Source organism: Rhizobium sp. BK251, from assembly GCF_004345245.1.
Lineage (GTDB): Bacteria > Pseudomonadota > Alphaproteobacteria > Rhizobiales > Rhizobiaceae > Rhizobium.
This window is the reverse complement of record NZ_SLUQ01000005.1, coordinates 70,425-91,285: the sequence shown is the minus strand read 5'-3', so window position 1 is coordinate 91,285 and position 20,861 is coordinate 70,425. Positions and strand designations below refer to the sequence as shown.

At 63.2% G+C, this 20,861-nt stretch carries 22 protein-coding genes; 16 read left to right on the top strand and 6 right to left on the bottom strand.

Going from position 1 to position 20,861, the window contains the following annotated elements; all coding sequences use genetic code 11:
• Window positions 1-208 precede the first annotated feature (208 nt).
• Together EV286_RS13235 and EV286_RS13230 are read left to right on the top strand one after the other, a co-directional pair.
• The gene (locus EV286_RS13235; protein WP_132957609.1) at window positions 209-820 is read left to right on the top strand and encodes a TetR/AcrR family transcriptional regulator; all 612 of its coding nucleotides are present in this window, start codon (window positions 209-211) and stop codon (window positions 818-820) included.
• A 204-nt stretch (window positions 821-1,024) separates the two neighbouring features.
• Window positions 1,025-2,254: a YbfB/YjiJ family MFS transporter gene (locus EV286_RS13230; RefSeq protein ID WP_132957608.1), complete on the top strand. Its 1,230-nt coding sequence runs from the start codon at window positions 1,025-1,027 to the stop codon at window positions 2,252-2,254.
• Between the two features lie 45 nt (window positions 2,255-2,299).
• On the opposite strand, the gene EV286_RS13225 is transcribed toward EV286_RS13230, so the two are convergent.
• Complete coding sequence (locus EV286_RS13225) at window positions 2,300-2,491, bottom strand: hypothetical protein (protein WP_132957607.1); 192 nt, start codon at window positions 2,489-2,491, stop codon at window positions 2,300-2,302.
• A 69-nt stretch (window positions 2,492-2,560) separates the two neighbouring features.
• On the opposite strand from EV286_RS13225, the gene EV286_RS13220 reads away from it, so the two are divergent.
• Window positions 2,561-3,463, top strand: coding sequence for a LysR family transcriptional regulator (locus tag EV286_RS13220; RefSeq protein ID WP_132957606.1), 903 nt, complete (start codon window positions 2,561-2,563; stop codon window positions 3,461-3,463).
• Window positions 3,464-3,511: 48 nt separating this feature from the next.
• Here EV286_RS13220 and arsC read toward each other — a convergent pair whose 3' ends face one another.
• Window positions 3,512-3,940 (bottom strand): arsenate reductase (glutaredoxin), encoded by a 429-nt coding sequence (gene arsC / locus EV286_RS13215; protein WP_165932842.1) that lies wholly within the window; start codon window positions 3,938-3,940, stop codon window positions 3,512-3,514.
• Window positions 3,941-4,113: 173 nt separating this feature from the next.
• Here arsC and EV286_RS13210 point away from each other — a divergent pair, with 173 nt between their 5' ends.
• The 11 genes from EV286_RS13210 to EV286_RS13160 all read left to right on the top strand — a co-directional run bounded on the left by EV286_RS13210 (window position 4,114) and on the right by EV286_RS13160 (window position 13,281).
• On the top strand, window positions 4,114-4,758 hold the full coding sequence (locus EV286_RS13210) for a MarR family winged helix-turn-helix transcriptional regulator (protein WP_132957605.1): 645 nt from the start codon (window positions 4,114-4,116) through the stop codon (window positions 4,756-4,758).
• 38 nt (window positions 4,759-4,796) lie between these two features.
• Window positions 4,797-5,513, top strand: a complete 717-nt coding sequence (locus EV286_RS13205; protein WP_132957604.1) for a hypothetical protein — start codon at window positions 4,797-4,799, stop codon at window positions 5,511-5,513.
• Between the two features lie 170 nt (window positions 5,514-5,683).
• The gene (locus tag EV286_RS13200) at window positions 5,684-6,232 is read left to right on the top strand and encodes a redoxin family protein (RefSeq protein ID WP_132957603.1); all 549 of its coding nucleotides are present in this window, start codon (window positions 5,684-5,686) and stop codon (window positions 6,230-6,232) included.
• A 25-nt stretch (window positions 6,233-6,257) separates the two neighbouring features.
• On the top strand, window positions 6,258-6,965 hold the full coding sequence (locus EV286_RS13195) for a glutamine amidotransferase (protein ID WP_132957602.1): 708 nt from the start codon (window positions 6,258-6,260) through the stop codon (window positions 6,963-6,965).
• On the top strand, window positions 6,965-7,654 hold the full coding sequence (locus tag EV286_RS13190) for an MOSC domain-containing protein (RefSeq protein ID WP_132957601.1): 690 nt from the start codon (window positions 6,965-6,967) through the stop codon (window positions 7,652-7,654). Before EV286_RS13195 ends, EV286_RS13190 begins: the two co-directional genes overlap by 1 nt.
• 237 nt (window positions 7,655-7,891) lie before the next feature.
• Window positions 7,892-8,470: a thioredoxin family protein gene (locus tag EV286_RS13185; protein ID WP_132957600.1), complete on the top strand. Its 579-nt coding sequence runs from the start codon at window positions 7,892-7,894 to the stop codon at window positions 8,468-8,470.
• 62 nt (window positions 8,471-8,532) lie between these two features.
• Window positions 8,533-10,164, top strand: coding sequence for an FAD-binding protein (locus EV286_RS13180; protein WP_132957599.1), 1,632 nt, complete (start codon window positions 8,533-8,535; stop codon window positions 10,162-10,164).
• Window positions 10,161-10,487 (top strand): ferredoxin family protein, encoded by a 327-nt coding sequence (locus EV286_RS13175; protein WP_132957598.1) that lies wholly within the window; start codon window positions 10,161-10,163, stop codon window positions 10,485-10,487. The genes EV286_RS13180 and EV286_RS13175 overlap by 4 nt, the downstream gene beginning before the upstream one ends.
• A 17-nt stretch (window positions 10,488-10,504) precedes the next feature.
• Window positions 10,505-11,341 (top strand): ABC transporter ATP-binding protein, encoded by an 837-nt coding sequence (locus EV286_RS13170; protein WP_132957597.1) that lies wholly within the window; start codon window positions 10,505-10,507, stop codon window positions 11,339-11,341.
• 15 nt (window positions 11,342-11,356) lie between these two features.
• Window positions 11,357-12,223 carry an ABC transporter permease gene (locus tag EV286_RS13165; RefSeq protein WP_132957596.1) on the top strand — a complete coding sequence of 289 codons (867 nt, stop codon included), beginning with the start codon at window positions 11,357-11,359 and terminating at the stop codon, window positions 12,221-12,223.
• Between the two features lie 29 nt (window positions 12,224-12,252).
• On the top strand, window positions 12,253-13,281 hold the full coding sequence (locus EV286_RS13160; protein WP_132957595.1) for an aliphatic sulfonate ABC transporter substrate-binding protein: 1,029 nt from the start codon (window positions 12,253-12,255) through the stop codon (window positions 13,279-13,281).
• A 75-nt stretch (window positions 13,282-13,356) separates the two neighbouring features.
• Here the strand turns inward: EV286_RS13160 and EV286_RS13155 are convergent, their stop codons facing one another.
• Window positions 13,357-14,496: a Xaa-Pro peptidase family protein gene (locus EV286_RS13155; protein ID WP_132957594.1), complete on the bottom strand. Its 1,140-nt coding sequence runs from the start codon at window positions 14,494-14,496 to the stop codon at window positions 13,357-13,359.
• 132 nt (window positions 14,497-14,628) lie between these two features.
• Here EV286_RS13155 and EV286_RS13150 point away from each other — a divergent pair, with 132 nt between their 5' ends.
• Window positions 14,629-15,927 carry an alpha/beta fold hydrolase gene (locus EV286_RS13150; protein ID WP_132958052.1) on the top strand — a complete coding sequence of 433 codons (1,299 nt, stop codon included), beginning with the start codon at window positions 14,629-14,631 and terminating at the stop codon, window positions 15,925-15,927.
• 16 nt (window positions 15,928-15,943) lie between these two features.
• On the opposite strand, the gene EV286_RS13145 is transcribed toward EV286_RS13150, so the two are convergent.
• The gene (locus EV286_RS13145) at window positions 15,944-16,648 is read right to left on the bottom strand and encodes a GntR family transcriptional regulator (RefSeq protein WP_132957593.1); all 705 of its coding nucleotides are present in this window, start codon (window positions 16,646-16,648) and stop codon (window positions 15,944-15,946) included.
• A gap of 152 nt (window positions 16,649-16,800) precedes the next feature.
• On the opposite strand from EV286_RS13145, the gene EV286_RS13140 reads away from it, so the two are divergent.
• Window positions 16,801-17,712 carry a dihydrodipicolinate synthase family protein gene (locus EV286_RS13140; RefSeq protein WP_132957592.1) on the top strand — a complete coding sequence of 304 codons (912 nt, stop codon included), beginning with the start codon at window positions 16,801-16,803 and terminating at the stop codon, window positions 17,710-17,712.
• Window positions 17,713-17,780: 68 nt separating this feature from the next.
• Here EV286_RS13140 and ugpC read toward each other — a convergent pair whose 3' ends face one another.
• Entirely contained in the window at window positions 17,781-18,881 is a 1,101-nt protein-coding gene (gene ugpC, locus EV286_RS13135; RefSeq protein WP_132957591.1) for a sn-glycerol-3-phosphate ABC transporter ATP-binding protein UgpC, read from the bottom strand.
• A gap of 9 nt (window positions 18,882-18,890) precedes the next feature.
• On the bottom strand, window positions 18,891-20,834 hold the full coding sequence (locus tag EV286_RS13130) for a beta-L-arabinofuranosidase domain-containing protein (RefSeq protein ID WP_132957590.1): 1,944 nt from the start codon (window positions 20,832-20,834) through the stop codon (window positions 18,891-18,893).
• Window positions 20,835-20,861: the final 27 nt, after the last annotated feature.

The window sequence follows — 20,861 nt, the reverse complement described above, 5'->3', positions numbered from 1 at the left end:
CACCGGAAGGCGTCTAGCGCAACATGCCTCAGGTCGTGATTTTGCTTGCCAGCTGTTTTTCATCGCGGCCGGCACGAGTGTGGATCGATTCCGCCCACGAAACCGAAGGAATTCGCCAGCAATCGAAGAAGACGAATCCGCCCCTTGAAATTTTAGATCGTTTGCTCTAATTAATTTTGAAGCAATTGATCTAAAATGGAGCCGCGCCGTGGGCAGGTCGCGACAATTCAACGAGGACGAGGTTCTCGAGGCTGCGCAGAACGCCTTCTGGTCCAAGGGATACGAGGCGACGTCGACGCGCGACCTGACGGAGGCGATGGGTATTACGCCTGCGAGCCTCTACAATGCATTCGGAGACAAGCGACACCTCTATCTTCGTGCGCTCGATCACTATCTCGACCGCTCGCTGCGGGAGCGCATCAGGCGAATGGAGACGACGAAATCCCCCCATGCCGCGATCCCGGCCTTCTTTGCCGAAACCATCGAGCGATCGATCGCCGACAGCGAGCATCGCGGATGCATGTTGGTCAATTCGGCGCTGGAATCCCGGCCTGACGATCCTGAAGTACAGCGCGTCATCGCTGCCGAGAGCGAGGCGTTCGAAGCTTTCTTCCGACGCTGCCTCAACGCCGCCGCCGCAAACGGCGAGATAGAGCTGCGCCAACCGGCCGAAGATCTCGCCCGCCTCCTGCTTTCGACCTCGTTCGGCCTGCGGGTTCTGGCACGCATTCGGCCCGACCGCGCACTCCTCGAGGGCGTGGTCCGACCCGTGATGGCGATGATCGGCCTCCCGCCCCTCGAAGAGAGGACGGAGCGATGACGCCGCCGCTCGCAAGGCCCGGCGCGAGCGCGGTGTCGCCCTCCGGTCCGTAGCAACCCGCTCCCGCCTTTCCCTCAACAATCGACCGCGGCCTCTGGTCAAAAGACCGGAGCGGGGATGCGCTTGCCAATGGCATCGGCACTCCCTTCCACCCCTACAACTGCGCATGCACGGCTCCACGAGCCCCGAACCCGAAAGATCGACATGACCATCCAATCCGATCCCGTGCCCGATGTTCCGGCGCTGAGCAGTGCCGCCTGGTACGCCACCATCTCGGGCCTCAGCGGCAGCCTCGTGGCAATCGGCCTTGCGCGATTTGCCTATACACCGCTCATCCCCTCGCTCATCGAGCAGCATTGGTTTTCAGCCTCGGAAGCGGTGACGCTTGGCGCGGCAAACTTCGCAGGCTATCTGGTCGGTGCACTCGTGGGACGCCCGCTTGCGGCCGGGCTTTCGAACCGGAACGCCCTCAGGCTGCTGATGGCGCTTGCCACAGTTGCCTTCTTCGCCTGCGGCTTTCCGCTCTCCGCAAGCTGGTTCTTCGTCTGGCGCTTCCTTTCCGGGCTGGCCGGCGGCTCGATCATGGTTCTCGTCGCAACCAGCATCCTGCCGCATATACCGGCAGCACGACGCGGCTTTGTCAGCGGCATGATCTTTCTCGGCCTCGGACTGGGCATTGCCGCGTCCGGCACGCTGATCCCGGAACTCATGACGCTTGGCCTGAGGCAGACATGGATGGGGCTCGGCGTGGTCTCGCTCATCCTGACGGCAATCAGCTGGTTCGGCTGGCCGGCCTCCAACCCGCCGGCGCCGGTGGCCGCCAGCCACGCCGCCCATGCCGAGGCTCGCGCCCCCCGATCGCTCGGTGTCGTCTACGGCCAGTATGCCGCCAATGCGCTCGGGCTTGTCCCGGCAATGATCCTGCTCGTCGACTATGTCGCCCGTGGCCTGAACCGGGGTCCGGGAACGGGCGCTGTCTTCTGGGTCATCTATGGCATCGCCGCCATCGCGGGGCCCGTGCTCAACGGATACATGGCCGATCGCATCGGCTTCCGGGCCGCCTATCGCATGGCACTGGTACTCCAGGGTCTCGCTGCGCTGCTTCTGGGGCTCAGCGGCAATACTTACGCAATTGTCGCTGCAACCATCATCCTCGGCATCTTCACACCAGGCATCGTGCCCCTGGTTCTCGGCCGTATCCACGAAATCCTGCCGCATGGCCCAGCGGCACAGCGGCAGGCCTGGAGCCGCGCGACCACGGCCTTTGCGCTCTTCCAGGCGATCGGCGGCTACGGATATTCCTTCCTGTTTTCCTATTCGAAGGAGAATTATGCGCTGATCTTCCTTCTCGGCGCCACCGCCCTCGCCCTCGCCTTCGCGGCCGACTTCCTCGCGCCGAAGAGGGCGAGAGCGGTGCCGAGCATTTCGGGATAGACGGGCGGAGGCGGTCAGGCAGCCTCCGCCGCGACCGCAAAGAGTTCAGCCGGTTCCGAAAAACCCTTGAGCTGTTGCCGCCCGACCGAAACCGAGAGCCGAGCCGAAGTTCGCCAGAATGCCGAAGCCGAAGTTGCGGCGCACGAGCAGGCGCAGGTTCAAGAGCGGATGCGCGGTCTCGATCTCGATGCCTCGCCAGCTCGAGGCTGTGTTCGATGAGATGGAGAATGCGTCCACGCGCGCGTTCTGATAATCTGCTTATCTCGGGAAGGATCATCAACTCTCAGCGGATAATCGAGGGCATCAATGGATCGGCTGACTAGCCTGACAGTGTTCGGCCGCGTCGTGGAATGCGGAGGTTTTTCGGCGGCGGCGCGCCGCCTCAACATGTCCGTCACCATGGTCGGCAACCATGTGCAATCGTTGGAGGAAAGGCTCGGCGTGCGCCTCCTGAACCGCACGACGCGCAAGGTAAGCCTCACCGAAACCGGCAAATACTACTACGAGCGCTCATCGCAGATCCTTGCCGACCTCGAGGAGGCCGACCGGGCGGCCGGTGCGCTGACATCGACGCCGCGCGGCACGCTGAGGGTCTATGCCAGCTCCGCGATCGTGCGCTTCCTGCTGCCGGTCATCAGCGAGTTCATGGCGCAATATCCATCGATCTCGCTCGACTTCAATGTCGGCGAACGGATGATCGACATGATCGAGGACGGGTACGACCTCGTTATCCGCACCACACCGCCACCGGACTCGAGTCTTATCGTGAGGAAGCTGACGCCCTGGCGGCATATTCTCGTCTGCTCGCCCGAATACCTGGAAACGCATCAGGAGCCGAGGACGCCGGCCGAGATCTCCGAGCACAACTGCCTGCGCTACACCTATTATCCCTTTGGCGAGGAATGGCGCTTCGAGGACGAAAACGGCCAGCAGCAGAGCGCAAAGGTCGGCGGGAATGTTGTCTCGAACAGCGCCGAGACGCTGCGATACCTGACACTTACCGGGCAGGGCATATTTCTGGCGCCGAGCTTCGTCGTGTTCGAGGACCTCGCCGAGGGACGCATGGTGCGGATGATGCCGAGCTACAGGCCCGTGGAGTTCAGCATCAACGCCGTCTATCCGAACAGGAGCCACCTTCCGACGAAGGTTCGGCTGTTCATCGACCTGCTCGCGGAACGTTTTGTCGACCATCGCAAGTGGATGGCGTAGCGGCCGCTCGCCGCGGCAGGCCGATTGCCATCGGCCGGAAGCGGGCGATCAGGCGATCCGTCTTCCCTTCTCGTCGAGCACCTTTTCGCCGTCCTCCTTGGTGAATGGTCCCTTGTGCGTGTCGGGAAGGATTTCCAGGACGATTTCCGAGGGGCGGCAGAGGCGCGTGCCAAGCGGTGTAACGACGAAGGGACGGTTGATGAGGATCGGATGATCCAGCATCGCGTCCAGCAGCTGGGTGTCGGTCAGCGCGGAGTCGTCGAGGCCGAGCTCCGCATAGGATGTACCCTTTTCGCGAACGGCCTGGCGCACCGTCAGCCCGGCATCGGCAATCAGTTCCGCAAGCCGTTCACGGGAGGGCGGATCCTTCAGATATTCAATGACCGTCGGCTCGATCCCGGCATTGCGTATCATTGCCAATGTATTGCGCGAGGTGCCGCAGTCCGGATTGTGGTAGATCGTGGCATCCATGGTCATGTCCTCTCAGCGGCGGATTATGTGCATCGGGTGTTTCGGCAGTCCTATCAGGCATTGCTTCGACTGACGATCCAAAGGTTGTCGGTACCGCCTGGGGAGCCACCGTATCGCCTTCCTCCCACTAAAACTTCCAGCCCTCTTGTATTTATATAGGACTCCTATATATTGACGACATGGAAACGCCGAAGAACCCTACCTCGATCGAACACCGTATTCGCGAAGGCCTTTCGCGGCTGGCGACGGCCATGCGCTCCGACGACTGGGCGCGGGCGAAGGCGGCCGGAATCAATCCGACGCAATATGCGATCCTGGAACTATTGGAAGGGCGACCGCACGGTCTCGGGGTGAAGGAGATAGCGTTGTGGCTCGGCGTCTCCCAGCCGACGGCGACGGACTCGATCCTCGCGCTTGAGCGCAAGTCGCTCGTGGTGAAGCAGACTGCCGTCGAAGACCGTCGGGCGGCCCATGTGCTGCTGACAGAGCCCGGGCGTACAGCGCTTGCCGCCGGCGAGGCCGTCCACGGGACAGCCGAGATCGCGACCGAACCGCTTTCGTCGGCGGAACGGACAGGCCTGCTCATGACGCTGGTGACGATGATCCGCCAGTTGCAGGAAACGGGCGCGATCCCGATACAGCGCATGTGCGTCAGCTGCCGCCACTTCCGCCCGAACGTCCATCCGGGCGAGGCCAATCTGCACCATTGCGCCTTTATCGACGCAGCTTTCGGCCCGTCCGAGCTCCGCATCGACTGTCGAGACCATGAAATCGCAGATCCAGCGTTCCGGGCTGCCACCTGGGACGCATTCATCGAAGGATAGACCCCTCCAGGCAAAGCACGAAAGAAGGAGAATTGCACATGTTTCGGAAGTTCTTGACCGGCGCCCTCGTCGCCGGAACGGCATCGCTATGGCTTGGTTCCGCCGCAGCCCATTCCATCGAGGCAGCACCCTCGCAGACCGTAAAGGCCTCGTTCGACATCATCCAGACGACGATCGCGACGAAGGGCGATACGGCCATCTTCACGACGCGCGTGCGTGGCGAAGCGGGTGCGGAGAAGCCCGCTGCCACCGGCAAGTTCGAAGGATCGGACGTCTATGCCTATGTATGGCCGACCTCGCTCAACAGTGGCGACATCGGTTTCGAAAAGGACCAGGGGATCGTTGCGCTCGCCGTGACCTTCCATCCCGATTTCGACGACGCTGCCTACGGCGGCAAGAATCGTGACGTCTGGCATCCGCACTGGGTCGTTCTCGCCGAGGACAAGGCCTGTGCAGGCGGGCTGAAGGTCATCGACATTCCGGAAGGCGCAAAGCCGAAGGTTCCCCCGACCTGGCCGAACGTGCCGCTCTTGATCGACAGCCCGGATTATCCGACCACGCTCAAGGGCGGCAGCGTCGACGTCGCCATTCCCTTGGAACTGTTGTCGGGGATCAGCGACGCATCCTATGATGGGGTCACGGCCGGGCTGAAGATCAACGGAAACCTGCATGCGCCGCTTCTCTGCGTCGCGAACGTCTTCAAGGTCGCCTCAGGCAATCTCAGCCTTCCCGGCAAGGTCATGCCCGCAAAGTGAGACGAAGTCGCCGGTCCGGCAACTGCCATCACCGGACCGGCATATTCTTCCCTCCAGGCAAATAGAGAGAAAGAACATGACGAGGATTACCGCCACACGGGCGGCCAAGGCAACAGGTCAAGAAGGATCGGCGCGTCCCGAGACCCTCGTCCGCTTCGAAAGGAAAGAACATGCCTCGCAATGACGACAAGCTGGCGCCGGAGATCTCCGTAAGCCAATGGTTCAACACGCCAGCCCCCTTGAGCCTCGAGATCTTGCGGGGGCGGGTCGTGTTGCTGCACAGCTTCCAGCTGCTCTGCCCCGGCTGCGTGGCGGACGCCATACCGCAGATCCGCCGCATCGAGCGCGCCTTCGCCAGCACCGACCTCGCAATCATCGGCCTGCATACCGTTTTCGAGCACCATGAGGCGATGTCGCCGGTGACGCTCGCGGCCTTCCTGCATGAATACCGCATCCGCTATCCGGTCGGCGTCGACCAGCCGGGCGAGGATGGCCCTCTTCCGCTGACGATGCGCCGCTATGGCCTGCGGGGCACGCCATCCTCGGTGCTGATCGGTCGCGACGGCACCGTTCTTCACCATGCATTCGGCGTCGAGGACGATATCGCCGTCGGCGCAAGAATCGCTATGGCCCTTGCCCACCCGGCACCGGTAGCCGATTGTGAGGCCGACATCCGATCCGCCGACGGATGCGACAACGGCAGCTGCGTCATCCCATGACAGAGAAACACGCCTGAGGTTTGCCATGACGAAGATTGCGCTCGTGCTGAGGCACGTTCATTTCGAGGATCTCGGAACCTTCGCCGATCCGATCCGCGAGGCGGGCTACGAGATCCGATACAGCAATGTCGGCGACCTCGGCTTTCCGGTCGGGGATCCGCTGGAGCCCGACCTGCTCGTCATTCTGGGAGGACCGATCGGCGTCTACGAGGACGCGGCATATCCCTTTCTCGCTGCCGAACGCGCGTTCATCGAAAGGCGGCTCGCCACGCGGCGTCCGACGCTTGGTGTCTGCCTTGGTGCGCAGCTCGTGGCGGCGGCGTCGGGCGCCACGGTCTTTCCTTCGGGCGTCAAGGAGATCGGCTTCAAGCCTGTGACCCTCACGCCCGCCGGCAGCGATGGTCCGTTGCGGCATCTGCGGAATATTCCGGTCCTCCATTGGCATGGGGATACCTATTCGCTTCCCGCAGCTGCGATAAACCTTGCCTCAAGCGACCTCATCGAACAGCAGGCGTTTGCGATCGGCAGCAACATCCTCGGCCTGCAGTTTCACCCCGAGGCCGATTGCGGCGACGCATTCGAACGCTGGCTCGTCGGCCATGCGGTGGAACTCGCCGAGGCCCGCATCGATCTTCCAGCATTGCGGCGCGACGCGAAGGAGCACGGGTCTGCGTTGCAGCGCTCTTCACGCCTGATGATCGGCGAATGGCTCACCCGGTTGGAGAACCCCTGATGCAGCCGATCACACTTGCCGGACTGTTTACCGGAGAGATAAGCCCGCTTGGGCCGCGCGGCGTCCCGAGCGGCATCGCCAAGACGCCTGTCCGCGATACTCGATTCCTGACGTTCAACGGTCTCGAAGGCGACGCGCAGGGCGACCAAGTGAGGCATGGCGGGCCTGAAAAGGCAGTTCACCACTATCCTCTCGATCACTACCGGCTCTGGCAGCAGGACATCGGCGATCATGCCCTGCTCTCCGCGCCCGGCGCCTTCGGGGAAAACGTCTCGACGGAGGGTTTGACCGAGGCGTCGGTGGCTGTCGGCGACATCTTCAGGCTCGGCAAGGCGACCGTCGAGGTCAGCCAGGGGCGCCAGCCCTGCTGGAAGCTGAACGAGCGTTTCGGACGGCCCGACATGGCAAGGACCGTGCAGAGCACCGGGAGAACGGGATGGTACTATCGGGTGCTCGAGCAAGGCCCGGTTTCCCCCGGCGATCAAATCGTCCTCATTGAACGCAAATCGGCGGAATGGACGATCGCGCGTATCTGGCACGCTTTTTATGTCGACACCTTGAACAGGGAGGTGCTTGGCCGACTCGCCGAGCTGCAGAGCCTCGCCGAAGGCTGGCGCACCCACGCCGCCCGCAGGCTCGAAAGCGGAAAGGTCGAGGACTGGAACAAGCGGCTGACAGGGCTCGATTAGACGGCAGGCGGTTTTTCCAGACCGAGCTCCCAGCCCCGCCCTACCGCTTCCGAAGCCATCGGCAGGAAGGCTGCCGCGGGGGATGCCGATCGCCGCACCTGGAATTCTGATCTAATCAGTCTTGCAAGAAGGGTATTCTTTTTCCGTCATGGCGCAGGTCAGCGTAAATTTGCGTGTTTAATAACCAGTATTTTTATAGACAATATGGGCATTGATAAGCTCGTGAGGGAGAACCAGATGCCGAAGACAGAATCCAATCCGATCGATCTCGGCACAAAGGCCGCGGATTTCCTTCTGCCGGACGCGACCGGCAAGCTTCATCAGCTCGCCGATTTCAGCGACAAGCCCGCCCTGCTCGTGGCCTTCATCTCGAACCGCTGCCCATTCGTTCTTCTCATTCGCGAACATTTCGCCGCATTCGCCCGCGAGTACGCCGGCAAGGGTCTGCAGATCATCGCGATCAACAGCAACGACGAGGACGGCAATCCCGAGGAAAGCGTTGCGCGCATCGGCGAAGAGGTCGGTTATTCCTTCCCTTATCTCAAGGACGCATCGCAGGGGGTCGCAAAAGCCTATGGTGCCGCCTGCACCCCGGATTTCTTCCTCTTCGACGGCGAGCGCCGGCTCGCCTATCATGGGCAGTTCGATGACGCCCGGCCCGGCAACGGCAAGGATGTGACCGGCGCGGATCTTCGCGCTGCGGTCGATGCCGTTCTTGCCGGTGCCAAACCCTCCGCAAGCCAAGCTCCCTCGATCGGCTGCAACATCAAATGGACACCGGGAAATGAACCCTCCTGGTTTTCCAAGGCAGCCTGATCGCTTCAGGGCGGAGGCCTGGCGCCTCCGCCCTCTGTTTCCATCCTTGTAGAGATCCCCAAATGTCGCTGAAGCGTAAAGAGTTGGCGGGCAACGACGCGCTGCATCTGCAGGCGGACGTGCTCGTGATCGGTGGCGGCCCGTCCGGCGCCTGGGCTGCCCTTGCGGCCGCCGAAAACGGCGCGCGCGTGATCCTCGCCGACAAGGGTTATCTCGGCACGAGCGGCGCGACCGCACCCTCCAACACGGGGACCTGGTGCGTTCCGCCCGGCGAGAACCGGCAGCAGATCGTCGAGCGCCGATGGCAGCGGACGGGCGACCTCGCCGACCAGCGCTGGATGCTGCGCTGCGTCGACCGCGCCTACGAGAATCTCTTGAAGCTCGTCGAGTGGGGCTATCCCTTCCCGAACGACGATGACGGCAAGCTCTACATCGCCAACCTGCGCGGACCCGACTACATGGCGTTCATGCGCCGCCGCGTGCTGAAGGCAGGCGTGACCGTACTCGACCATCATCCCGCACTCGAACTCTATTCCGACGGCGAAGCCGTGACCGGCGCAGCCGGGATCGACAGGCAGCGCAACCGCGACTGGCGGGTGGATGCGAGCGCCGTCGTGCTGGCCACCGGCGGCTGTGCCTTCCATGAGCGCATCCTCGGCGCGGCCGCGCTCACCGGTGACGGCTATCTGATGGCTGCCGAGGCGGGCGCCAGCCTCTCCGGCATGGAATTTACCGGCAAGTATACGCTCGCCCCGCATGGCTCGTCGCTCAACAAGGGTCTGCCCTTCCGCTGGGCCTCGTTCTACCGCGAGGACGGCACGCCGATCCTCGACAGCGACGGCAATCACCTGATGAACGGGATCGGCGAGCGCGAGAAGGAAATCGCCCGCGCAATGATCGAGGCTCCGGTCTACGCAATCCTCGACCAGGCCGAGCCGGCGCTCCAGGGCTGGCTGCGACAGGGCCAGCCGAACTGTTTCGTGCCTTACGACCGGGCGCCGGTCGATCCGTTCAAGGACATGTTCCGCGTCGCCTTCAAGGCCGAAGGCACCGTGCGCGGCACTGGCGGCATCCGCGTTGCGACATCCGATTGCGGTACCGATGTCCCGGGTCTCTATGTCTCCGGCGACGCGGCGAGCCGCGAGGACATGACGGGCGCGGTGTCGGGCGGCGGCGCGGTCAACTCCTCCTGGGCGATCGCAAGCGGCTGGTGGGCCGGTCAGGGTGCGTCGACGCACGCCAGGCGCCGCGAGGGCAAGGCCTTCAGGGGCACCTCGAGGCCTCTCGGCGAGGCGGGACTGCGTGCGTCCGGCTCGGTGAAGAAGGATCTCGCCGCAAAGGACGTGATCGATGCCGTACGCGCCGAGGTCATCCCGCTCGAGAAGAACTATTTCCGCGAGGGAGGCCGCCTGCAGGCAAGCGCCGACAGGCTCGAGAGCCTCTGGAGCGACATTCGCAATCATCTGGCCGGGGAAGGCAGCGACCGGCTTCGCACCCGCGAGGCAGCGGCGATCGCCGCCTCCGGCCGCTGGTCGCTGACCGCGGCCCTCGCCCGCAAGGAAAGCCGCGGCATGCATCGTCGTGTCGACCTGAACGGCAACGACCCGGCCTTCGCCCGGCGCATCATCCTGACCGGCGTCGACGATATCCGCATCGGCGGCGAAACCGAAGACCGACGGGAGCTCGCATCATGATCGAGATCGTGTCGCAAAGCCGCTGCGTCGAATGCGATATCTGCGTCAAGGTCTGCCCCGCCAATGTATTCGACGCGACAGAGGCGGTCCCCGTCATAGCGCGGCAGGATGACTGCCAGACCTGCTTCCTCTGCGAGATCTATTGTCCGACGGATGCGCTCTACGTCGCCGAACGAGCGGATGGACCGATCGCCATCACCGAAGAAGAGGTCGAGAGCCGCAACCTCTTCGGCAGCTATTCGCGCGCGCTCGGCTGGAAGCGCGGCAAGCCCGGCGGCTCGGAGCTCGATCTCACTCACCGCATTCGCGTCGCCCAGGTATGATGAAAGAGACAACGACCATGGACCGCATCACAGTCACCGACGTCCACAAGACGTTCCAACTCAAGCCGGGCCAGTCCGTCAGGATCGACGGACGCGACTCCGATCGCGTGACCGTGCTGGACGGCGTCAATCTGGCGATCCGCAAGGGCGAGTTCATCACGCTCGTCGGGCCAAGCGGCAGCGGCAAGTCGGTGCTGCTCGACATCATCGGCGGGCTGACACAGGCAACCGAAGGCCTTGTCCAGATCGATGGCAACAGGATCGTAAAGCCGGACCCGAAGACGGGTTACGTCTTCCAGCAATATGCACTGTTTCCGTGGCGAACCGCGCTTTCCAACATCGAATATGCGCTGGAAGTCCACGGCGTCGCCAAGCGCGAGCGCACCGACAAGGCGCGCTACCTCCTTTCGCTCTTCGGCCTTTCCGGCTTCGAGGACCGTTTCCCGAACCAGCTATCCGGCGGCATGCAGCAGCGTGTTGCGATCGCACGGGCGCTGGCGACCGATCCGGAAGTGCTGCTGATGGACGAGCCCTTCGCAGCCCTCGATGCCCAGACGCGCGAGATCCTCCAGACCGAACTGCTGCGTATCTGGGAAAAGATCAACACGACCGTGGTCTTCGTCACCCACTCCATTGACGAAGCGATCTATCTCGCCGACCGCATCGTCGTAATGACGGCTCGTCCGGGGACCGTGAAGGAAATCATCGACATCGACCTGCCGCGCCCGCGCGACGGCGATATCCGCTCGAGCGTCGAATTCAACGCGCATCGCGGTCGCGTCTGGGAGGCGCTGCGGGACGAGGTCAACAAGGCACAGAAGGACTGGGCGCTATCGCCCGCCTACGCCCACTAGGATCGGGAGAAGCACATGGCATATCTGAGCGCGAAACCGGTTCCTGGAGTCGGATTCCTGTCGCTGGGGCGGGGCGGTGCAAAGGCGCGACCCGCCAAGGCAAGGCGCTATGGCGAACTGGGCACCTTCGTCTATGGCCTGCCGCTGCTGGTCGCCTTCTTTGCGCTCTGGGAGATCGCGCCACGGCTCGGCTGGCTGAACCGCATCTTCTTCCCGCCGTTGAGCGAGGTCTGCGAGGCCTGGTATGCAATGCTGCTTGACGGCACGCTTTCGGCCAACATCGGCATCAGCCTGCAGCGCGCCGCAATCGGCTTCCTGCTTGCCGTCGTCATCGCCGTTCCGCTTGGCTTCCTGATGGGCCGCTACACGATGTTCGAGAAGGTTTCCGACCTTCTGGTGCAGACGCTGCGCAATACCTCGCAATTCGCGCTCCTGCCAGTCTTCATCCTGCTGCTCGGCATCGGGGAAGCATCGAAGATCGCGATCACCTTCTATTCCTCGATCTTCTTCCTGCTCATCAACACGATCAGCGGCGTGAAGTCCGTCGACCCGCTGCTCCTCAAGGCGGCGCGCTCGATGGGAACGACTGATCTCGATCTCTTCCGCAAGGTCATCCTTCCCGCCAGCATTCCCTCGATCGTCTCGGGAGCAAGGCTCGCAGTGAAGTCCTCGATCTTTGCGGTGATCGGCGCGGAAATGCTGGCGGCCAAATCGGGCCTCGGATTCCTGATCCAGCAGTCGCAGCTCATGATGGAGACCGCCGACATGTACGCCGGCATCCTCACCATGACGGTGATCGGTCTGCTGGTGAACTACCTGCTCGTCTGGTTCGAGCGCTGGGCAACCGCCTGGAAGGGCAGCTCCGAAATCTCCCACATCTGATCTCACTTACACTGGAAGGGGAAACATCCATGACCAAGACCACTCTCACTCTGCTCCGCCGGACAATCGTCAAGGGAATCGCCGCCGCCGTGCTTGGGGCCAGCGCCCTTTCCGCACCGGCTCTTGCCGCCGACAAGCCGGCGGTCATCCGCATCGGCAGTACCGCGCCCGGCCATCTGAAATTCATCCTCGAGCGCCACAACGGCACGCTCGCCAAGGAATTCGAAAAGGATGGCATCGAGGTTGAGTTCATCGCCTTCACCAATGGCGGATCGGAGGCGACGACGGCTCTTGCCACCGGTGCGGTCGAGGTCATCTACACGGGCAACAATCCGGCACTGCGCGTCGCGGCCGCCGGTGCCGATGTAAAGGCGATTGGCCTGTCCAGCTTCGTCAAGGAGAACGGCTCGGCAATCATCGTGCGTGCGGATTCGCCGATCAAGACGGTTAGCGAACTCAAGGGCAAGAAGGTCGCCTATCTCAGCGGCACCGTCCGCCATTCGACCTTTGCCAAGGCGCTGAAGGACGCGGGCCTTTCGCTCGATGACGTCGAATCCCTCAATCTTGCCTTCGATGCGTCGGGCCCCGCCCTGGTGCGCGGCGATGTCGATGCGGTGGTCGAAAGCGGCGATGTCGCGGCAAAGCTCGTCGACACCGGCCAGGCGCGCGTCATTCTCGATGCCAACTCGCATCCGGAATGGTCGGCACCCTTCATCATCTCGGTCAACGGCGAGTTCGCCCGCAACCATCCCGATCTCGTCCAGCGCCTGCTGAAGGTCGACATCCAGACGGCGCGCTGGGCCGACGCTCATCCCGACGAGACGATCAAGATCTTCGTGGACGAAACGAAGTCATCCGAGAAGTCGGTCCGCCAGACCTACAAGAGCAACGTCTTCTACCAGGATCCGAAAATCACGCCGGAGGCGCTCGCCTCGCTGAAGGGCGAGGAGAAGTTCATGACCGAAGCGAAGCTCCTGAAGGGCTCTGTCGACTACGACAAGTGGATCGACACCAGCTTCCTCGACGCCGCCTACAAGGATGTCGACGCAAACCAGTAAGTCTCGCCGCACGACCATCGAGGGCCGCCACCGCGCGGCCCTCTGTCATTTCGCCAGACGCGATACCTCGGATGGTCAGAAGGGTTTTGTCGATCCCTTGGCGGGATCGGTAAACCAGCGCGGGCCATCTGCCGCCATGTAGATATGATCCTCGAGCCGGATCCCGAACTTTCCGGAAAAGACGATCATCGGCTCGTTCGAGAAACACATGCCGGCAGCAAGCGGCGTTGCGTTGCCGCGCACGATATAGGGCTCCTCGTGGATCTGCAGGCCGAGGCCATGGCCGGCGCGGTGAGGCAGGCCCGGCAGTCGATAGTCGGGGCCAAGGCCATGCTTGGCGAGCACCGCGCGTGCGGCATCGTCAAGGCTCGAGCAGGGAGCTCCCAGGCGGGCGGCGTCGAAGACGGCCTGCTGCGCCTCACGCTCGATCGCCCATGCCGCATCAAACTCGCCATTGCCGCCTTCGAGCATATAGGTGCGAGTGAGGTCCGAGTGGTAGCCGTCGATCTGGCAGCCAGTATCGACCAGAATGACGTCGCCGGCGGCCAGAACCTGGTCTCCGTCGGCGCCATGCGGCAGAGAGGTCGCAGTCCCGAAGGAGACGATGCAGAAGGTCGAGCCGCCGTCCGCGCCGGCCTTGCGATGCTGGCGATCGATGAAATCGACGACCTCGGAGGCCTTGATGCCGGGCCGCATCAGCGCATGCGCCTGCTTGTGAACGTCGAGCGTCAGGTTCATCGCGTATTGAATGAGCGCGATCTCGGCCGGAGATTTGATGCGTCGCTGTCCATGGATCAGCCGCCCGGCGTCGGCCAGCCCTTCGGCACCGAATTCGCGGACGAGCGCATGATAGAAGAAGAGCGGAAGGCCGTCGTCCAGCGCGATCTTGCCATCCTGCCCGGCGAGCCGCCGCACAAGGGCCGCGCTGTTTTCCTCCTCTTCCCAGACTACAATTTCGCCGGGCAGATGCGGCAGCGTTTCGACCCGGCTGCGCTCGAAGCCCGGAACGATGTAGTAAAGTGCGGACGGCGTCACCAAGGCGCCGAGGAATCGCTCGCTTTGATGCCAGACAAGGCCAGCAAAATAGCGAAGGCTGTCCGTCGGGCCGAGCAGCATCCCGGCAAGCCCTTCCGCCTCGAGCGCTTGCCTTAAACGCGAGAGGCGGACCTGCCTCTCATCCTCGGAAATGCGGGGCACGGGATGGGACCATGACATCTTGTCTTCCAATTCCTTTTGGCTTCAGCTTGTCTGCGATCGGCTTGCCGGAGGCGAAGCCGCTTGAACGAACATTAATGCCCTTGTAGGCAATATGTCGACAATGAAAATGCGATAGCGGAGAGACCGATGCTGCTCCATGAATACACGATCCCGGGAATGCTGATGCGCGACCACATGGTCGAGGTACCGCTCGACTGGTCGAAGCCGGAAGGCGAGACGATCAAGGTTTTCGCGCGCGAGGTCTGCGATCCGGTGAAGGCGCGCGACGACCTTGCCCTGCTCGCCTTCCTTCAGGGCGGGCCGGGCGGGAAGTCGCCGCGCCCCACCGATGGCGGGCCGCCCTGGCTCGCGGAGGCGCTGAAGACGCACCGCGTCATCCTGATTGACCAGCGCGGTACCGGGCGCAGCAGCCGGATCGAAGGCGCAACCATGGCTGCGTTCGCCGACGGCGAGGCGGCCGGCGACTATCTCGGCTTCTTCCGCGCCGACAGCATCATCGCCGACTGCGAACATCTTCGGAAGACTGTGTTCGGTGGTCGTCGCTGGGAAACGCTCGGCCAGAGCTATGGCGGCTTCCTGACGCTCAGCTATCTCTCGAAGGCGCCGGAAGGGCTTGCCGCCTGCTACGTCACCGGCGGCCTTGCCGGGCTCTCCGCAACCGCCGACGATGTCTACCGCCGCACCTATCCGCGTGTTGCCGACAAGAACGCCGCCTTCTACAGCCGCTACCCGCATGATGCCGGGCGCCTTGGCCGGATTGCCGACTACCTCGACGCCAACGATGTTCGCCTGCCGGATGGAGACCGGCTTTCCGTGCGCCGCCTGCAGACGATCGGCATCGATTTCGGCATGGCGCCGGGCTACGACAACATCCATTGGCTTGTCGACGAGGCCTTTTCCGGGCCGAAGGAAGATCGGCTTTCCGATCACTTCCTCGCATCGGTCATGGCGCTGACCTCGTTCGACGATAATCCGCTCTTTGCCGTCCTGCAGGAAAGCATCTACGGTCAGGGCGCGGCGGCAACGGCCTGGGCTGCCGAGCGCATTCGCGCTGAATACCCCGCCTTTGCGAGCGACCGCCGCCCGCTGCTTCTGACCGGCGAGATGATGTATCCGTGGATGTTCGAGGAAATCCGCTCGCTGCGGCCCTTCCGCGCCGGGGTCGAGGCGCTTGCCGCCCGGGAGCACTATGAACCGCTCTACGACCCGGCACGGCTTGCCGCAAATGACGTGCCGGTCGCGGCAATCGTCTATCACGACGACATGTATGTCGATGCCGGGCTGTCGCTTGAAACCGCCCGCCATGTCGGCAATGTCCAGGCTTGGGTAACGAACGAGTTCGAGCACGACGGCGTGCGCCAGTCGTCTTCCGTACTGAACCGGCTGATGAAGCTTGTCAGGGAGCGGGGCGGTCCCCTGCCCTCATGAGAAGGGCACGCCCGGCTCAGGAGATCTCGATCGCAACCGGGCGATCGAGATCGCGGGCGATATACTCCTGGATCTGGCGGACAATCTGCGCCGCATGATCGATCGCGAGCCGGTCGGCACGCGCAACGTCGCCGGCCTCGATGGCTGCGATCATCTCCTCGTGCTCGTCGACATACTGGCGCGGCAGGCGATCGTCGAAGGTCGAATAGTAGAGGCGCAGGATACGCCGCCCCTCATCGAGAAGCCGCGAGAAAAAGGCCGTGTAGTAGGGATTGCCGGCAAGCTCGGCGATCGCGACATGGAACTCGCGGTTCGCCTCGATCATCGCGAAGGCATCGCGGGCAGCCACGGCTTCGGCGAACTCCTGCTGCCGGGCGCGCACGCGCCGCATGATCTCGGCATCCTTCCGCCCCGCGGCACCGCGGGTCGTCACGCGATACATCAGTGTCAGCGCTTCGAAATAGGTCGGCAGGCTTGCGAAATCGATCGTGGCGACGATGGTGTTGCGGTTCGGAAGCGTCGTCACCAGCCCTTCGCCGGCAAGCCGGAGCAGCGCCTCGCGGATCGGAGTCCTCGACATCTTGAAGCGCTCGGAAAGCCGGACCTCGTCGAGCGGACTACCCGGTTCGAGCGCCATCGACAGGATTTCCCGGCGCAGCGCGGCATAGACGCTCTGCGTGCCCGAGCCCCGCACCCGCACATTCTCCGTCTCTTTCCGCATCCGATGTCCTTCTTCGAAACAAGCGTCTTAGTATTTCGTTTTGGTGGTTTTCAGCAATAGCGAGCGATCGCCGCAGATTTGCCGCTCAGTCGTCCTTGAGTTTTGTCGACAGTTTGTATATAACGCAACCACTTTCAATCGAGGACCCGAAAATGACGACAGGATGGAAGGGCGTATTCCCCGCCGTAACGACGCAATTCAACGAGGATCTCTCCGTGGATCTCGCCGCAACGCAGCGCGTCCAGGACGCGCTCGTCAACGACGGCGTCAACGGCCTGATCGTCATGGGCACCTGCGGCGAGAACAACTCGCTGGAGCCCGAGGAAAAGCGCACGATCCTGAAGGCTGCCGTCGAGGTGGTGAACGGCCGTGTTCCGGTCGTCACCGGCGTTTCCGAACTCGACACGCGCCGCGCCGTCGCCTATGCCCGCGATGCCGAAAAGCTCGGCGCCGATGGTCTGATGGTGCTGCCGGCCATGGTCTATGTGCCGAAGCCGGAAGAACTGATCGCCCATTTCCGTGCTGTCGCCGAGGCGACCTCGCTGCCGATCATGCTCTACAACAACCCGCCAGCCTATCGCGTCAACATCGGCGTCGACGTCCTGCAGGCACTCTCCGACGTGCCGAACATCAAGGCCGTCAAGGAAAGCGCGCCGGACCCGCGTCGCTTCACCGACCTCATCAATGCCTTCGGCGATCGCTTCGACATCTTCGCCGGCCTTGACGACGTCGCGCTCGAAGGGCTGATGCTGGGCGCCAAGGGCTGGGTCTCCGGCCTCACAAGCGCATTCCCGCAGGAATCCGTGCAGCTCGTTGCCGCTGCTGCGCGCGGCGACTGGGAAGAAGCCCGCCGCATCTATCGCTGGTTCATGCCGCTCCTTCATCTCGATGCCGAGCATGACCTCGTGCAGTCGATCAAGCTTGCCGAGCAGATCATGGGCCGCGGCTCCGAGCGGGTCCGCATGCCGCGCCTGCCGCTTTCGGGTGCCCGTCGCGCGGAAGTGACCGCCATGGTCGAGAAGGCGGCAGCCACGCGTCCGTCCAAGGTCCGTCAGGCCGCCTGATCCTGAAACAGCTAGAAGCCGGCAACTGCAGACATGCGGTTGCCGGCTTTTTCGTTTGCCGGCGGGACTCAGACCAGTGCCAGCGAGTGGCCAGTTACCGGGTCGAAGAGATGCATCTGGTTCATGTTGAACGAGAGCGGCATGGTCGACATTGGCCTGGGGCCACTTTCGGGATCGATGCAAGCGCAGAGGTTCGTGTCGCCCACGCTGAAGTAGACCATGGTCTCCGGGCCGAGCGGCTCGACGAGATCGATCTTCGCCTCGATGTCGGCATAACCCTGTCGCTGCTGACGATCGCTGATCGATTCCGGCCGGATGCCGAAGGTGACGGACTTGCCGGCGTGGCGCGCATAGTCAACCGCACGCGCCTCGGGGACGGGCAGCTCGCTGCCATCCGTCAAGCGCACAACCAGGCCCTTCTCCCCGAACACCAGGGTGGCAGAGAGAAAGTTCATCGCCGGCGAGCCGATGAAACCTGCAACGAACTGGCTGACCGGACGATGGTATAGCTCCTGCGGGGGACCGGCCTGCTCGATGACGCCACCATTCATCACCACGACGCGATCCGCCATCGTCATCGCCTCGACCTGGTCATGGGTGACATAAACAGTCGTCGTCGGCAGCAGCTGGTGCAGCCGCTTGATCTCGCTGCGCATCTGCACGCGCAGCTTGGCATCGAGGTTCGAGAGCGGCTCGTCGAAGAGGAAGACCTTCGGATTGCGCACGATTGCGCGCCCCATCGCGACGCGCTGGCGCTGGCCGCCTGAAAGCTGGCCGGGGCGGCGGCCAAGCAGTTCGCTGATATGCAGCGTCTCCGCTGCCTTGGTAATGCGTGCCTCGATCTCGCTTTTCGGCAGGTTCTGCTGCTCGAGGCAGAAGGAGATGTTCTCCCTGACCGACATATGCGGATAAAGCGCATAGTTCTGGAAGACCATGGCGATGTCGCGCTTGCCGGGACCGAGGCGATTGACGACCTGGTCGCCGATGATGATCTCGCCGGCAGTGATGTGCTCGAGGCCGGCGATCATGCGCAGGGTCGTCGACTTTCCGCATCCGGAAGGGCCGACGAAGACGACGAATTCGTTGTCCTCGATCTCGAGGCTGATGCCGCGCACGGCCTCATAGATGCCGTAGGACTTGACGACGCTCTTCAATTCCAATCGTGCCATCGTTTTCTCCTAGGCTTCGTGCAACCAGACCGCCATCGCACCGGCTTCGCGATTGGCCCAGAGATGATAGGGGATCGCCTTGAACGGCCGCTCTCTCAGAGAGGGCGGCGCGGTGCGATAAAGCACGTTCTCCCAGCCTTCGGTGCCGGCTTCGAGCGCAGTCCCTTCGAGCACGGTCGCACCGCCGAGTAGGTTGGCATCATAGCGCGGAGAGAGCTCGGCCGAGGCCGGCAGGCGCAGCCGCTGCGGTTCCCCGCCAAGGTCGGTTTCCTCGACGCAGTAGACGACCGGGCCGCGCTTCAGCGCAACGCGGCCGCCGTCTTCGGAGACGGCTGGATGCGCATAGATCCGATCGACCGGCATCGCGAGGGCGAGACGCACCTCGTCGCCATTCTGCCACTCGCGCTCGATTGCGGCATAACCGCTGGTCATGGAACGCTCGAGATCGACGGGCGCGCCGTTGACCGACAGTTCGGCATTGCGGCACCAGCCGGGAATGCGCAGCCGAAGCGTGAACCGGCTCGGCCGGTCGACGGCAAGCTGCAGCCGGATGTCACCATCCCAGGGATAGTTCGTCTCCTGCCTCAGGCGGACGAAACGGTTGCCAAGCGAAAGTTCGGCCGAGTTGGTGCCATAGAGATGGACCGCGAGCTCGTTCTCCCTGGTCGAGTAGAAATACTGACCGAGCGAGGTGATGAAGCGCGCGATATTCGTCGGGCAGCAGGGGCAGTAGTGCCATTTCCACCGGCGATGCTGCCCATGGCTCTCAAGGACATTCTCGTAGAAATAATGCTCGCCGTCACGCGAGATACCGGAGAGTGCGCCGTTGAAGAGCACGGTTTCCAGCTTGTCGGTGAACTTGGCGTCGAGATCGATCTGCGCCATGCGGTGCGTCCAGAAGCCGAGCGCGACGGCAGCGCAGGTCTCGGCATAGGCAGTCTCGTTGGGCAGGTCGAACTCGCGCGTAAAGCCTTCATTCGACGCCGAAGGACCGAGGCCGCCGGTCACGTAGAGCTGCCGGCCGGTCAGGTTGTCGAACAGGCGGTCGCAGGCTTCCTTCAGTGTCGGATCGTCATTCTCATGCGCAAGGTCCGCCATTGCCGAAAAGAGATACATGGCGCGCACGGCATGGCCGACGACCTGCGTCTGCTCGCGCACCGGCATGTGCGCCTGGCTGTAGGCATAGGTCGTGAAGACGTAGTCGGCGGGATTTTCGCCACGCTTCTTCGCTTCCTCGTCGTAGTAGGAAGGCATCTGGCCGCGCTCATCGACGAAATAGGTCGCAAGCTTGAGGTGCCGTGGATCGCGCGTTACGCGGTAGAGCTTGACGAGCGCAAGTTCGATTTCCTCATGCGCGTCGTAGCCGCGAAGCTTGCCCGGCTCGCGACCGAAGGTATCGATGATGTGGTCGACCGCACGGATCATCACATCGAGGAACCGGCGCTTGCCGGTCGCTTCGAAGTATGCGACCGCGCCTTCGAGCAGGTGGCCCATCGAATACATCTCGTGCAGGTCGCGCAGGTTGGTCCAACGCTTCTCCGGTTCGCGGCGGATGAACCAGCTGTTGAGATAGCCGTCTGCCATCTGGCCCTTTTCGAGCTTGGCGACAATCTCGTCGATCTGCGCCTCGAGCGCGGCATCGGGATGGGTCTTGAGGGTGTAGCTTGCCGCCTCGATCCACTTGCCGAAATCGGAATCGAAGAAATGCTGCATCGAGAGCCCGCTCGGCTGGATCGGCCGTGCCAGCGGGCCGGCCGGCTTGTCGAAATCGAGCACTTCCAGGAAGCCCTCCTCCTCCAGCCGCTTGTGCTGGGTGGGAATGGTCACGGTACGGACCGTTTCGGTCCAGCTCTGCCAGAAGCCGCCGTCGAACGTGACGCGGGAGTGATCGGCGGGCACATATCGCTGCGGTCCTGCCGGCCGGGCCGGTTGAATACGGGGAGAGGTGGACATGAGAACTCCTTGAGCGGGCTGGCCGCT

Bases quoted from the DNA above. Each gene is read 5' to 3' on its own strand.
- EV286_RS13230 (WP_132957608.1), top strand. From the start codon at position 1,025: ATGACCATCCAATCCGATCCCGTGCCCGATGTTCCGGCGCTGAGCAGT.
- EV286_RS13220 (WP_132957606.1), top strand. From the start codon at position 2,561: ATGGATCGGCTGACTAGCCTGACAGTGTTCGGCCGCGTCGTGGAATGC.
- arsC (WP_165932842.1), bottom strand. From the start codon at position 3,940: ATGACCATGGATGCCACGATCTACCACAATCCGGACTGCGGCACCTCG.
- EV286_RS13210 (WP_132957605.1), top strand. From the start codon at position 4,114: ATGGAAACGCCGAAGAACCCTACCTCGATCGAACACCGTATTCGCGAA.
- EV286_RS13205 (WP_132957604.1), top strand. From the start codon at position 4,797: ATGTTTCGGAAGTTCTTGACCGGCGCCCTCGTCGCCGGAACGGCATCG.
- EV286_RS13200 (WP_132957603.1), top strand. From the start codon at position 5,684: ATGCCTCGCAATGACGACAAGCTGGCGCCGGAGATCTCCGTAAGCCAA.
- EV286_RS13195 (WP_132957602.1), top strand. From the start codon at position 6,258: ATGACGAAGATTGCGCTCGTGCTGAGGCACGTTCATTTCGAGGATCTC.
- EV286_RS13190 (WP_132957601.1), top strand. From the start codon at position 6,965: ATGCAGCCGATCACACTTGCCGGACTGTTTACCGGAGAGATAAGCCCG.
- EV286_RS13185 (WP_132957600.1), top strand. From the start codon at position 7,892: ATGCCGAAGACAGAATCCAATCCGATCGATCTCGGCACAAAGGCCGCG.
- EV286_RS13180 (WP_132957599.1), top strand. From the start codon at position 8,533: ATGTCGCTGAAGCGTAAAGAGTTGGCGGGCAACGACGCGCTGCATCTG.
- EV286_RS13175 (WP_132957598.1), top strand. From the start codon at position 10,161: ATGATCGAGATCGTGTCGCAAAGCCGCTGCGTCGAATGCGATATCTGC.
- EV286_RS13170 (WP_132957597.1), top strand. From the start codon at position 10,505: ATGGACCGCATCACAGTCACCGACGTCCACAAGACGTTCCAACTCAAG.
- EV286_RS13165 (WP_132957596.1), top strand. From the start codon at position 11,357: ATGGCATATCTGAGCGCGAAACCGGTTCCTGGAGTCGGATTCCTGTCG.
- EV286_RS13160 (WP_132957595.1), top strand. From the start codon at position 12,253: ATGACCAAGACCACTCTCACTCTGCTCCGCCGGACAATCGTCAAGGGA.
- EV286_RS13155 (WP_132957594.1), bottom strand. From the start codon at position 14,496: ATGTCATGGTCCCATCCCGTGCCCCGCATTTCCGAGGATGAGAGGCAG.
- EV286_RS13145 (WP_132957593.1), bottom strand. From the start codon at position 16,648: ATGCGGAAAGAGACGGAGAATGTGCGGGTGCGGGGCTCGGGCACGCAG.
- EV286_RS13140 (WP_132957592.1), top strand. From the start codon at position 16,801: ATGACGACAGGATGGAAGGGCGTATTCCCCGCCGTAACGACGCAATTC.
- ugpC (WP_132957591.1), bottom strand. From the start codon at position 18,881: ATGGCACGATTGGAATTGAAGAGCGTCGTCAAGTCCTACGGCATCTAT.
- EV286_RS13130 (WP_132957590.1), bottom strand. From the start codon at position 20,834: ATGTCCACCTCTCCCCGTATTCAACCGGCCCGGCCGGCAGGACCGCAG.